The 12,978-nt window shown below is 67.3% G+C and carries 12 protein-coding genes; 7 read left to right on the top strand and 5 right to left on the bottom strand.

Features of this window, described 5'->3' with window-relative positions; translation table 11 throughout:
* Positions 1-348 precede the first annotated feature (348 nt).
* Positions 349-765, bottom strand: coding sequence for a DUF2141 domain-containing protein (locus ACESMO_RS01580; RefSeq protein WP_372706429.1), 417 nt, complete (start codon positions 763-765; stop codon positions 349-351).
* A gap of 66 nt (positions 766-831) precedes the next feature.
* On the opposite strand from ACESMO_RS01580, the gene ACESMO_RS01575 reads away from it, so the two are divergent.
* Positions 832-1,614, top strand: coding sequence for a LytTR family DNA-binding domain-containing protein (locus ACESMO_RS01575; RefSeq protein WP_372706428.1), 783 nt, complete (start codon positions 832-834; stop codon positions 1,612-1,614).
* 49 nt (positions 1,615-1,663) lie between these two features.
* Here the strand turns inward: ACESMO_RS01575 and ACESMO_RS01570 are convergent, their stop codons facing one another.
* From ACESMO_RS01570 to ACESMO_RS01560, 3 genes are all read right to left on the bottom strand, one after another.
* Complete coding sequence (locus ACESMO_RS01570) at positions 1,664-3,124, bottom strand: carotenoid oxygenase family protein (RefSeq protein ID WP_372706427.1); 1,461 nt, start codon at positions 3,122-3,124, stop codon at positions 1,664-1,666.
* A gap of 61 nt (positions 3,125-3,185) precedes the next feature.
* The gene (locus tag ACESMO_RS01565; RefSeq protein WP_372706426.1) at positions 3,186-3,635 is read right to left on the bottom strand and encodes a DUF2141 domain-containing protein; all 450 of its coding nucleotides are present in this window, start codon (positions 3,633-3,635) and stop codon (positions 3,186-3,188) included.
* Between the two features lie 140 nt (positions 3,636-3,775).
* Positions 3,776-4,996, bottom strand: a complete 1,221-nt coding sequence (locus ACESMO_RS01560; RefSeq protein WP_372706425.1) for a YihY/virulence factor BrkB family protein — start codon at positions 4,994-4,996, stop codon at positions 3,776-3,778.
* Between the two features lie 199 nt (positions 4,997-5,195).
* On the opposite strand from ACESMO_RS01560, the gene prmC reads away from it, so the two are divergent.
* The 3 genes from prmC (at position 5,196) to ACESMO_RS01545 (ending at position 7,958) form a co-directional block, all read left to right on the top strand.
* Positions 5,196-6,077, top strand: a complete 882-nt coding sequence (gene prmC / locus ACESMO_RS01555; protein ID WP_372706424.1) for a peptide chain release factor N(5)-glutamine methyltransferase — start codon at positions 5,196-5,198, stop codon at positions 6,075-6,077.
* A gap of 488 nt (positions 6,078-6,565) precedes the next feature.
* Entirely contained in the window at positions 6,566-7,564 is a 999-nt protein-coding gene (locus tag ACESMO_RS01550) for a DUF4167 domain-containing protein (RefSeq protein WP_372706423.1), read from the top strand.
* Positions 7,565-7,739: 175 nt separating this feature from the next.
* A complete protein-coding gene (locus ACESMO_RS01545; RefSeq protein ID WP_372706422.1) occupies positions 7,740-7,958 on the top strand; it encodes a hypothetical protein in 219 nt (72 codons plus the stop codon).
* Here ACESMO_RS01545 and ACESMO_RS01540 read toward each other — a convergent pair.
* Entirely contained in the window at positions 7,942-8,202 is a 261-nt protein-coding gene (locus tag ACESMO_RS01540) for a hypothetical protein (RefSeq protein ID WP_372706421.1), read from the bottom strand. The genes ACESMO_RS01545 and ACESMO_RS01540 overlap by 17 nt on opposite strands.
* Before the next feature lie 155 nt (positions 8,203-8,357).
* Here ACESMO_RS01540 and clpB point away from each other — a divergent pair, with 155 nt between their 5' ends.
* The 3 genes from clpB to ACESMO_RS01525 all read left to right on the top strand — a co-directional run bounded on the left by clpB (position 8,358) and on the right by ACESMO_RS01525 (position 12,845).
* Positions 8,358-10,961, top strand: a complete 2,604-nt coding sequence (gene clpB / locus ACESMO_RS01535) for an ATP-dependent chaperone ClpB (protein ID WP_372706420.1) — start codon at positions 8,358-8,360, stop codon at positions 10,959-10,961.
* The gene (locus ACESMO_RS01530) at positions 10,962-11,867 is read left to right on the top strand and encodes a DUF5677 domain-containing protein (protein WP_372706419.1); all 906 of its coding nucleotides are present in this window, start codon (positions 10,962-10,964) and stop codon (positions 11,865-11,867) included.
* Positions 11,868-12,503: 636 nt separating this feature from the next.
* The gene (locus ACESMO_RS01525) at positions 12,504-12,845 is read left to right on the top strand and encodes a GIY-YIG nuclease family protein (RefSeq protein ID WP_372706418.1); all 342 of its coding nucleotides are present in this window, start codon (positions 12,504-12,506) and stop codon (positions 12,843-12,845) included.
* Positions 12,846-12,978: the final 133 nt, after the last annotated feature.

Genomic DNA, 12,978 nt, shown 5'->3' with positions numbered 1-12,978 from the left:
CTGCGAGCCGCCGCCGAGACCACAATGACGGGCCTCTGGGACCGCATCGGCGATATCCTCAAGGCCTTCACACCCCAGGAATGCGCCAACTACTTCCGGCATGATGGCTATACGTCAACTTGAGCGGCGAACGCTCTAGGGCGAAATCGGTCTTGATGGACGCAGTCCATCAAGGCTCAGATTTCGCTCCAGCATGGTTCTGGACCATTTTTTGGTTTCAGGTCGATTCGACCTGAAACAAAAATGGTCTAGCCGGGGAACGCCCGCCACATCAGGCGGCCGTAAAGACGATGAGCATGCCTGCGATAAACAGGGCACCGACGAACAGGCCGGTGATCCCGCCACGCCCTATCGCAGGGTGAAGGCCTGACGGGCACCCGCCGCCGGAAGATCGAACGCCGCCGCGGCGAAGAGGGGCGGGCCGAACCGCCCGCGCGCGTTGTTGGAAAAGCCATACGCCTCGCGCGGCAGGCCGATGGGCCACAGCGTCAGTTCACCGTTGCCGTCCGTGTCGTGAAACGCCGCCACGGCATAGCGACCAGGGGCCAGTCCCGGAATCGTCACCGAGGTCACAGCTCCGCTGCGGGGGACGACGCGGGTCGCGACCGGTGCCTGTCCGCGCCGAAAGGCCTCGGCGTCGCGATAGATGGCCACGGCGATGGTGCCGCCCGACCCCCGTGTTGAAAGCGTCAGGGTGAGGTCTGCGGCCTGCGCGGCGGGGGCGAACCCGAGCACGATCGTCACAGCGGCGATTGCCAACTTCATCGAAACGCCTTTTCGTGGTCTGGGCCCCTGCCCGACAAAGCACCTGCCGGAGACGTTCGTCCAGCCATGACCGCGCCGACCGTCTTTAATCCCGCGCCAGCGATCCGGTCGGCGACCCTGGGTCTCTTGCGCGGGCTCGGCATCGCCGCCATCGCCGGGGTGGTGCTGGCCGTCTTGGGCCCGTTCAACACCGGCAATGCCCCCCTTTGGACGAGGCTTGTCTACTGGGTGCCGGTGATGGTGGCGGGCGAATCGTGGGGCCATGTGTGCTCGCGGCTGATCGACCGCTGGATCGACATGGACGAGCGGCCGTGGCTGGCGGTCCTGGCCCTGACCGCCGCCATCACCGGCCCGGTCTCGCTGCTGGTCTGGTTCGTGACGGGGCTGGTGTTCGAAGGCCAGGCCTATCCGTTGCGGACCCTGCCCCTGTTGATCGGCCCCGTCCTGACCATCACGGCGGTCATGTGCACCATCAATGTCTTCGTCAGCAAGGCGAAGCCGGTCCAGACCCACGCGGCCACCGCCGGGTCCGCCCCGGCCCGGTTTCCCGAACGGTTGCCGATGAAGCTGAAGGGTGCGTCCATTCGCGCTGTCCAGTCCGAGGACCATTATCTGCGCATCCATACCGACCGCGGTTCGGACCTGATCCTGATGCGGTTGTCCGACGCCCTGACCGAGCTGGAGGGGCTGGAGGGCGCCCAGACGCACCGCAGCTGGTGGGTCGCGAAAGATTCGGTGCGCGGTGTCAGCCGCGGCGACGGCCGGGCGACCCTGACGCTTGAGGGCGGACTGGCTGCGCCGGTGAGCCGCCGCTATGCCAAGGCTTTGCGCGAGGCTGGCTGGTATTAGAGGCCTCTCCGGTTGGCCTGCCGCGCTTCGCGCGACTTGAGGCCATGACTTATCCCGCCCAGATGCCGTGGAAGCCGGCGGGCAGGGCGATGTCGGCGCGCCAGGTGGCGACGGGGCCGTCGGACACGCGGGCGGCGTTGAAGGCGTGAAGCTCGGTGACGCCCTCGGCCAGGTTGATCGACGGGGCGATAAGCCAGGCGTCGGCTTCGTCCGGGCCGCGCGGGACAAAGACCGCCTCTTCGACGATCTGGGTGTCGCCGAAGGTGAAGGCGTCCGAACGTCCCGTGTCCCAGTTCCAGGTCGCCAAACCTGTCGGCAAGGGCCGATCCGGCCGCTCGCCGGCGACATGAACGGTCAGGCGGCGCGGCAGGCCGGCGCGGCGGGGGTCACTCTTGGGGAATTCGGCGGTGACACCGCTGGACGCCAGTTCGGCGCGGCCGTCGGTGTGCAGGGTGGCCAGTTTCAGCACCGCATGCTCGCCCGGCACGACCCCGCGCTGCTCGACCAGCACGCGCGCGCCGGCGACGGCGAACGCGACGTCCTTGCCCGCAGCCACGTCGAACCGGATCGTGCCCGAGCCGTCCTCCCAGGCGTCGCCGAGATGGAAATAGCTGAACGTCGGCAGCTCATAGATCCGGCGGCGCGACAGGTCGGCCTTGTCGATGACCAGCACCTGGGTCCCCAGCTCGGGCCGCCAGGCGAACTGTGAGGCATAGGGCATGCCGCGCTGGTCAAAGACCCAGGGCTGCAGCACCAGGATCAGATGTCGGGCGGTGGCGGTGAAGTCATGCATATAGCTGGCGCGCGGCAGGTCGATGACCCGGGCCGTGTTCAGGCTGCGGTCGGCGTTCAGATGCCAGACCACGGCCTTGTCGCCGTTCAGGCCGATGTTCCAGATCGTGCCGTCGGGGTCGTAGCGAGGGTGGGCCTGAAAGGGCATGCCCTTGAGGTCGTCCCGCAGGGTGACGAAGCGTCTGGTCGACAGGTCCGAGGCCGACATCGCCATGGGCGCGCCGCCTTCCCACAGGGCCCAGACCTCGTCGCCGGCGGTCATGACGGCGGTGTTGGCGGCATTGGCGTCGTCGTTGGAGCCGATGCGGGCGCGGGCGTCTCCGGCGGTGCCGAAGCCGGGCGTGACGACGGCGTCGATCTCGGTCTCCCAGCGCCGCTTGGGCGTGTCAGCGAAACGGGCGTCGAGCGTGACCTGACCGTCATTGACGCGGAAGGCCCGCATCAGGCCGTCACCATCGAACCAGTGGGTCGCCGAGCCGCCGGAGCGCCGGAACTTGCCCGGGCCGTTGCGGAACAGGGTCCCGGTCAGGCCCGCCGGTGCCCGGCCGTGGACCAGCCGCATGGCCCGGGGCGCGACGTCGGCCTCGAGGTCGGCGGTGGCCAGGGCCCAGTCGGCAGACGCCTGCATGGCGGCCATGGCGCGGACGGTTTCGGGGGTGGTGACAGCGGCTGAAAGGGCGGCGGCGCCCATCAGGAACTGGCGGCGGGAAGCGAGCATCAGATGTCTCCGAAAAACCGGGCCTCAAGCAGCGCGACGCGCGTTAGGCCAACAAGGAAGATCAGCGAATGCTGATCGTCTGGGCGGTCTCGCCCGAGACGGCGAAATGCGCGCGGTCCCAGCGGGCGGGACCCATGTTGCCGACCGCGTTGTTGGAGAAGGCATAGGGCTCGGTCGGCATGCCGAACGGGTTGGTGTTCATCTGGCCGTCGCCGTTGACGTCATGGAAGGCCCTCATGGCATAGTCGCCGGCGGGCAGGTTTTCGAACCGGGCGACGACCGGGCCGGAGGCGGGGATGGCGGCCTCGGCGACGGGGGCACCGCCGTTATAGTCGGCTTCGGAACTGAACAGGGCCACCATGACGGTGCCGGTCGTGGCAACCGTCTCGAAGGTGAAGACCACGCTGGACTCGTCAGAGCCGGCGAAGGCGGGGCCGGCGAAGGTGGGGGTGGTGGTCAGCAGCAGGGCGGCGGCGGCGGCGGCGAAGCCGATCATGGCGAAGTCCTTCATGTGAGGGGCCCGACGACCGGGCCGTTTCGATCCACCGACCGTGTGCCGGCGCCGGGTCCACCGCCACCGGGATTACGCGTTTGGGCACCCTCCCTTCGCGAACGGCCGCGCGTGTCCGTTCGCGCTGCGCCAACGACCGCTCAGTCGCGCCGGATGCGGCGCTTCAGCAGCCGGTCGGACAGGGCCTCGGCGTGTTTAAGGGTAAAGGCCAGCGCCGCCGGATTGCCGCGCCTGGGACCGACCGTGTCGGCCACCACCGCGCCGCGCGCGCCCAGCGCCCGCGCATCGCCCGTCGTCGTGTCGATCGCCGTCTGGTGCTCGATCTCGGCGTTCAGCTCGGCTCCCATCAGTACGATCTGCACGCTCAGCCAGGTCCACAGCAGGAAGCCCATCATGGCCGCCAGCGGGCCATAGTAGGCCGTCCGCACGAAGGTCTGCAGGTACCAGCTGAACAGCAGCGACAGCACCAGGCTCAGTACGGCCGCGAACAACGCTCCCGGCGTCAGCCAGCGCCAGCGCGCCCGCGCCCGGCAGGGGCCGAAGCGATAGATCACGGTCAGGGCGGCCACATAGACGGCACCGAGAACCGGCCAGCGCAGGGGGGCCAGATGGGCCCATTCATCGGCCAGGCCGAACACCCCCAGCACCACCGGCACGCCCACGATCAGGCCCGCCGTCACCAGGATGCTGATCAGCCCCGTCACCGTGAAGACCATGCAGGTCAGATTGTATCTGACCAGATTGCGCCGCTCGACCTCGTGATAGGCGACGTTCAGTCCGTAGAAGAGCACCTTGATCGCCCCGTTGGCGGTCCAAAGCGACAGGGCCAGGGTCCAGACCAGGGTGAAGGTCAGGGTGGTGGTGGCGTTCTCGGCCAGCCGCTGCATCTCGCCACCGAGGAACTGGGCTACCCCCGAAGGCAGGACCGAATAGAGAAATTGCAGCCGACTCCAGGCATCCGCCGGATCAGCGAACAGGCCATACAGGGTGACGAAAGCCGCCAGCGTCGGGAACAGCGACAGCACCACGAAGAAGGTCACCCCGCCGGCAATAAAGCCGATCCGGTCGCCGAAATATGAGGCCCCGACCCGCCAGAAGATGTCGACCCAACCCTTGTGCGGAATATGTTCGGGCCGTTGGGCCAGACGCCCGCGGCCGGGCTCGGTGGCGTCCACCTCTTCCGGGGTGGGGGCGGCGGGCGGCACGACCTCGGGACGCTGAGGCCGAAGCTCCAGCCCGAATTTGTGCCCCCGGGTATAGAGTATATGCGCCGCGCCGGCGCCGGCGGCCAGGCCGCCGGCCAGCGCCGCCAGAGCCTTCCAGGGGCCGGTTCCGGCCTTTGGGTTCGACGGTTCCCGCATCGACGCGACAACGGCTACGGACGGGGCGACGTTCCGTCTCGCTTCGACTTGAAATCTGCCTGCGTCCACGTCAAGCGATGAGAATGACCGCCGCCGTCGTCACTGCCCTGTATCGCCACCCCGTCAATCGGTTCACGCCAGAGCTGCTGAGCGAGGCGGGCGGGCGCATCGCCGTCAGCGACGCCCTGGAGATCCTGCCATGACCGACGCGACCCTCGTCACCGCCTGGAAGGCCGCGACCGCCGCGCTGAAGGCGGGCCGGATCGACAGCCCCTCGATCGACGCCCGCCTGCTGCTCGAGGTCGCCACCGGCGCCAGCCGCACCGACATCATCGCCGACCCTTACCGCGTCGTCACCGTCGACCAGCAGGCCCAGCTGGACGGCTATGTCGAACGTCGCCTGCGCCGCGAGCCCGTGTCGCGCATCCTGGGGAAAAAGGGCTTCTGGAAGATCATGCTGAACGTCACCCCCGACGTGCTCAGCCCGCGCCCGGACACCGAGGCCATCCTCGACGTCGTCATGCTGGCTTATCCCCCGCACCAGGCGTTCGAGATGATCGACCTGGGAACCGGTTCGGGGGCCATCCTGCTGGCCACCCTGGCCGAGCGGGCCGGGGCGCGCGGGGTCGGCACCGACATCTCGTTCGAGGCCCTCGCGGTGGCGAAAGAGAATGCAACCAACCTCGAGCTCGACAACCGCGCCACCTTTTTGCGCACCGAATGGGCCACAGGCTTCGGCGACCACAGCTTCGACCTGGTGGTGTCCAACCCGCCCTACATCCCCTCGGGCGACATCGTCGGCCTCGACCCCGAGGTGCGCGAGCATGATCCCCATCTCGCGCTGGACGGCGGCCCCGACGGGTTGGTGGCCTACCGCGAACTGGCCCCCGAGATCCGCCGCATCCTGCGGCCCGACGGCATCTTCGCCGTCGAGATCGGCTGGGATCAGGGCCCCCAGGTCAAGGCCCTGTTCGAGGCTGCAGGGTTCGACCACGTCATCGTCGTCAAGGACCTGTCCGACCGCGACCGCGTCGTGACCAACGGGCCTGACCCCCGGACAAACCCGATCCCCAGGATGTAGCCATCCTCCCCCACCGGGGGAGGGGGACCGCCCGAAGGGTGGTGGAGGGGGCCGGCCCCAAACGCCGGTGACTGAAGTGGGGCCGCTCCACCGCTCTGTGGTCCCCTCCTCCACCGGGGGAGGATGGCTGCCTCAACAAACCCCTTGGAAACCGCCCCCCTCCGCGCTAAGTCTTCCTCTGTCTCCCACCCAAAACGCACGCCTTGGTCCGCTTCTGGCCCATCCACGCGCGCTCAGGGCATGTGAAGGTCTGGCCAGATCGGCCCGGCGGACCGGGGACGAAATCGGTTTGGGTGCTCTCGCATCCAAACTCAGATTTCCGACCCAACGTCACACGGACCATTGATTCCAATGGTCCGGGGCGGCAACGGATTTCCGATTACATCGTCAGCGGGGATTGGCCCCGGAACGAAGCGGAACGACCCCACGGACAGCGCCCGAGGCCCATCGCCCGGGACTGTCCCTCATACAAAGCACGGTAGCGTCCGATGAGAGATTTCAAGGGCATGAAGCGTCAGCGCGGACGCAACAGGAAGCCCGGCGGCGGCAGCCAAAGCAACAACACCGCCAATGCCACCAATCCGAACCGGTCCTGGGATTCGCAAGGCCCGGAGAACATCAAGGTCCGGGGCAACGCCCAGACCGTCTATGAGCGCTACATGCAGCTGGCGCGCGACGCCTCGGCCGCCGGTGACCGCGTCCTGGCCGAGAACTACACCCAGCACGCCGAACACTATTTCCGCGTCCTGCGCGCCCTTCAGCCCTCGCGCCCCGTGTCCGAGATCGCCCAGCGCGAACTGGCCGGTCAGGGCTTCGACATCGACTTCGAGGACGAAACCGGCGCCCAGGCCGCCGCCATCATGGCCGCCGAAAAGGTAGAAGCAGACCGCGTCGCCCAGATCGAGTCCCGCCAGCGCGAGAACGAAGAGCGCCAGAACGGCGGCTCGAACGACCGTTCTGGCGATCGCCCCAACGACCGTCAGGCCGAACAGCCGCGCCGCGAATGGCGCGATCGCGACGAGCAGCCGCGCCCCGAACGTGAACCGCGCGAGCCCCGTCCCGAAGGCGAGGCGACCACCAACGCCGACGGCAGCCGCCGCGAAACCCGCCGTGAACGCTGGGAGCGTCGTCAGCAGGAGCGCGGCGCCCGTTTCGACCGCGACGGCGGCGAGCCCCGGGCCGAGGGCGAGGCCGCGTCCGCCGAAACCGCCTTCGAACCCGTCGAAGAGCGGACCGAGCGTCCGGAGCGTCCGGAGCGCGCAGAGCGTCCCGCCCGCGCCGAGCGTCGCCCGCGACGCGATGCCGCCAGCGACGCGGCTGGTGCCGAAGACGCCCCCACCGCCCTGCCTGGCTTCCTGACCCGCTCGGCCACCCCCGCGCCCGTTCAGGCCGAGACCTCCCCGTCCGTCGAGGAGGCGGGCGAGGCTCCCGCGCCCAAGCGCCGTGCGCCGCGTCGCAAGGTCGAGGCCCCCGTCGAAGAGAGCTGATCCCCCGGGCGCGCATTTCGCTTGGAGGGGTCGCCGCCGCCGCCCTGTTGACCCCGCCCTCGCGGCGGCGCCAAACGGCGGTTCGCGCGGTAACGCAAATATGAGGCGGCCCGGTCCCTGAAAGTTGTAGTATGGTTCTGGCGGGGCGCAGGCCCCGGTCGCGCCAGAGGGCGTCATGTCTTTTCTCAAATCCCTGCGGAAGCCCGGCCGCTTCTGCCGCCTGGAAAAGGCCGAAGGCGGCTTCTTCATCGTGCGCGCCGACGGGATGGCGAAAGACGCGTTCAACGCCCTGGCGCGCGAGGCGATCGACCGGTCGGGTTCGGACTATGTCGCCCTGCCCGTCAGCGACGGAAAGTCCGGCTACGAACGCGTCTTCATCATGCCGATGGACTGACCCGTAACGCCCTGGTCAGCCGCAGGTCGTGATCGTCATACGAAAAGTCCGCGTCCGGACTGACAGCCATGGCCTGTTTCACAAAGGCGTCGACCTGAACCGAGCGCGCCGCGCCGTCATTGGCCACCGACACCAGCGCCAGCCAGACCATGTTCGGCCCGGGCGTCAGCTCGATCAGGGCCACGGCCAGGAGGAACGGAACGATCACGCCGGGATCGACCGGCCAGGCGGAATGAGAGATCAAAGGGGCGTTCTCCGGCCTCGACCCTAACCCTCGCGGCCCCGTCCTGACACCCCTTGTGTGTCCCACCCGCCACACCCACCTGATCCCCAGCCGCACGGCGCGTTGCTTGCATCAGAGGGCGCGTCGGCGGATTCCGCCTGACACAGGGGACTGCCGTGAACCTCGACCTCTATTCCGACCGCGCCAAACAGGCCGTGCAATCGGCCCAGTCGCTGGCCCTCGCCCGGCGGCATCAGCAGTTCGCGCCCGAACACCTGCTCAAGGTGCTGCTGGAGGAGCGCGACGGCCTGGCCCGCAACCTGATCACCGCCGCCGGCGGCGACGCGGCCAGGGCCGAGACCGCCACCGAAACCGCCCTCAAGAAACGCGCCCAGGTCTCGGGTGGCTCGAACCAGATCTATCTGGACGGCGACACCGCCCGGGTCTTCTCGACCGCAGAGGCCGCCTCGAAAAAGGCCGGCGACGCCTTCGTCACCACCGAACGCCTGCTCTCGGCCATCGCGCGCGAAGGCGGCGTGGCGGCCGAAGTGCTGAAATCGGTCGGCGCCACGCCCGACAAGCTCGACGCCGCCATCGCCGATGTCAGGAAGGGCAAGACCGCCGACTCGGCCGGGGCCGAGGACGCCTATGACGCCCTGAAACGCTACGCCCGCGACCTGACGCTCGCCGCCCGCGACGGCAAGATCGACCCCGTGATCGGCCGCGACGAGGAGATCCGCCGCACCATTCAGGTCCTGGCCCGCCGCACCAAGAACAACCCCGTCCTGATCGGCGAGCCCGGCGTCGGCAAGACCGCCATCGTCGAAGGTCTGGCGCTGCGCATCGTCAACGGCGACGTGCCGGAATCCTTACGCGACAAGGTCGTCATGTCGCTCGACATGGGCTCGCTGATCGCCGGCGCAAAATACCGTGGCGAGTTCGAGGAGCGGCTCAAGGCCGTGCTGGCCGAGGTCACCGCGGCCGAGGGCGGCATCATCCTGTTCATCGACGAGATGCACACCCTTGTCGGCGCCGGAAAGGGCGAGGGGGCCATGGACGCCTCCAACCTGCTCAAGCCCGCCCTGGCGCGCGGCGAGCTGCACTGCGTCGGCGCCACCACCCTGGATGAGTACCGCAAACACATCGAGAAGGACGCGGCCCTGGCCCGCCGCTTCCAGTCGGTGTTCATCGACGAGCCTTCGGTCGAGGACACGGTGTCGATCCTCCGTGGACTGAAGGAAAAATACGAGGTCCACCACGGCGTGCGCATTTCCGACAGCGCCATCGTCGCCGCCGCCACCCTGTCGGCCCGCTACATCACCGACCGCTTCCTGCCCGACAAGGCCATCGACCTGATCGACGAGGCCGGTTCCCGCGTCCGCATGGCCGTCGATTCCAAGCCGGAATCCCTCGACGAGATCGACCGCCGTCTGGTCCAGCTCAAGATTGAACGCGAGGCCCTGAAGAAGGAGACCGACAAGGCCTCCGTCGCCCGTCTCGAAAAACTCGAGGACGAAATCGCCGATCTGGAGGGCCAGTCCGACGACCTGACCGCCCGCTGGAAATCGGAAAAGGACAAGGTCGGCCAAGGCGCGCAACTGCGCGAAACCCTCGACCGCCTGCGCGCCGAACTGGTCGCCGTCCAGCGCGCCGGAGACCTGGGCCGCGCGTCAGAGATTGCCTATGGCCAGATCCCGCAGATCGAGAAACAGCTGGCCGAGGCCGAGGCCGCCGAAACGGACGGCAAAGGCCCGCTGACGCCCGAAGTCGTCGACGCCGAACAGATCGCCCAGGTCGTCTCGCGCTGGACCGGCGTCCCGGTCGACAAGATGCTGGAGGGCGAGCGCGAAAAACTGCTGGCGATGGAGGACGCCCTGTCCGCCCGCGTCGTCGGCCAGGGTCCGGCGCTCGAGGCCGTCTCCGACGCCGTCCGCCGCGCCCGCGCCGGCCTCAACGACCCCAACCGCCCGCTGGGCAGTTTCCTCTTCCTCGGCCCCACCGGCGTCGGCAAGACCGAACTGACCAAGGCCCTGGCCGAATTCCTGTTCGCCGACGAGGCCGCCATCACCCGCATGGACATGTCGGAATATATGGAGAAGCACAGCGTCTCGCGCCTGATCGGCGCCCCTCCCGGCTATGTCGGCTATGACGAGGGCGGCGCCCTGACCGAGGCGGTGCGCAGACGTCCCTATCAGGTCATCCTGTTCGACGAGGTCGAAAAGGCCCACCCCGACGTCTTCAACGTGCTGCTTCAAGTGCTCGACGACGGCCGTTTGACCGACGGTCAGGGCCGCGTCGTCGACTTCAAGAACACATTGATCATCATGACCTCCAACCTGGGCTCAGAGGCTCTGGCCGGTCAGGGGGAGGGCCCCGATGGAGAGCAAGCTGACGTCGAAACCGTCCGCCCCTATGTCATGGAGCAGGTCCGCGGCCATTTCCGCCCCGAATTCCTCAATCGCATCGACGAGATCATCCTGTTCCGCCGCTTGGGGCGCGACCAGATGGCGGGGATCGTCCGTATCCAGCTTTCCCGCTTCGAGCGGCTCCTCGCCGACCGCCGCCTGACCCTGTCCCTCGACGACAGCGCCGCCGCCTGGCTGGCCGACAAGGGCTATGACCCGGTCTATGGCGCCCGGCCCTTGAAGCGCGTGATCCAGAAAGACCTGGTCGACCCGATCGCGCGCAAACTGCTGGCCGGGGAGATCGACGACGGGAGCGTGATCGCGGTGTCAGCGGGCGGAGACGGGCTGGAGATCGGGAAGGCGCGGGTGCATTAGGTGGCGACAATCCTGAACGAGGACGCGCTTCCTCACATTGATCCGGTGAAGATCGATGCAGCTGTATTGCGAGAGTTCGACGACGAGGACGACTTTATAGACTTGGCTGTCCAACTGGTCGTTGAAGCTGCGTCTTATACAATCATTGCTCACAGCATCATGGACGATCGAGGCGGCTGGGAGCGAGACGAGGCGATCTTGGGCGGGCTAATGGTCCGGCTCTACAAGCTACTTAGCGCCTTACTCGACCAGATATGTCAGCGTCGGGCTGAAATCGCTCAGATCATGTGCCGGCTTGCTTTCGAGACGGTCGTGGACATCCGTTATCTCGTCAGAAAACTCGACGCTGAGCTCGGCGACGATTTCGTGAAGTCCTCATATCGTCAGGAACGGATTCTTCACGACCAAATCATGGACCGGATCGCGGAGCGGGGCGGCGAAGTCATGCCGGTCGAGGATCGCATGCTCAGGTCGATCAACCGGGCGGCCAGCCTCGCCAACCTGTCCTTAGACGACGTCAGCACGAAGCGGCGAGACTGGGGAGGGCAGAACACCAGAGCGAAGGCCAAAGAGGTATTCGGCGACGACCTGGCTTACATCGGCGCGTTCAGCGGAATGTCTCAGTCAGTCCACGGAAGTTGGGGAGACTTGCTTCAATTTCACTTGGAAACAGAAGACGGCAAACGCTTTACGCCGAGCCCAGAGTGGGGATATCCGCGACCACAGCTTCTAACGAGCATGGCTTTTCTCGTCGCCGCAACGGTCGATGAATTCTTCGGATATTGGGACGAGGCGCTCCAGGCTCGCTTCCATCCGGCACTTGCGGATCTGCAACAGCGCGTGCGAACGCTGGTGGTTGGTCATGAGCACTACCTTTCTACGAAAGAGTGGCCCGCCATCCGGTAGGGGGTGAGACTGGTGCTTCGCACCCCCAACATCGGCATCACCACCGTCGCATCGCACGGAAACACCGCCAAGAGCGCATGCCCCTCACACGGCCGCGCCGCTCTCTTCCCTTTCGTCATCCTCCGGCAAGCCGCGCCTTCGCGGCGCAGACCGGGGGACCCAGCGGCGCGCGGGAGCGCGAACCTGTCGCGGACTCCCAAGGCGGAAACCTCGTGCGTGAACAGGTCGCCTTCGGTGCCTCCCCCCGGTCAAGCCGGAGGATGACGATGGGTCCCCCGGTCTCGCTACGCTCGCCGGAGGATGACGAAAGGAAGAGGGCGGATCGAAGGGGTGCCGCAAGCCGATCGAAATCTCGCCTTGGCCGAATAGCGAGAAACGAAGGGTTACGCGCCCCCGTCCCTTTCGTCATCCTCCGGCAAGCCGCGCCTTCGCGGCGCAGACCGGGGGACCCAGCGGCGCGCGTGAACGCGAAACTGTCGGGAGCGCCATCGTCGGACACAGCCTGCCTGAACAGGTCGCCTTCGGCGCCTCCCCCCGGTCAAGCCGGAGGATGACGATGGGTCCCCCGGTCTCCCCCCGCTTTCGCGGGGGTCGCCGGAGGATGACGAAAGCAGGAATATCGGATAGGTTGTGCGAATGGGGACGCATCGCACCTTTATCGCGACCTACATCATGGGCAGTGATCGCAACGGGACGCTCTACACCGGCATGACGGCGAACCTCCATGCGCGGGTGTGGAAGCACAAGACCCACGCCTTTTCAGGATTCACCGACGACCATGACTGCACGCGTCTTGTCTGGTTCGAGCGCCACGCCTGGGTGGTCGCGGCGATCCGGCGCGAAAAGCGGATCAAGAAATGGCTCCGGGACTGGAAGCTGGCGCTGATCGAACGGGAGAACCCGCAGTGGCGCGATCTGGCGGCGGACTGGTTTCCCGAGAACGATCCCAACTGGGTCCCACCGGAAGAGGCGGAATGACGATAGCGGATCGGGGGTCGACACTCTGCTGGCAATCCGTCGATCGTCGTCACATCTCGCCCAGCCAACCCCCTGATTTTGCGCGCCCTTCAAAAATCACAGCGTCACCAGCCCGCCCTGGTCGAAACTCGTG

This window comes from Brevundimonas sp. (assembly GCF_041688735.1).
Classification (GTDB): domain Bacteria; phylum Pseudomonadota; class Alphaproteobacteria; order Caulobacterales; family Caulobacteraceae; genus Brevundimonas.
Note: the sequence above shows the minus strand (reverse complement) of the source record. Positions and strands in the feature narration are given on the sequence as shown.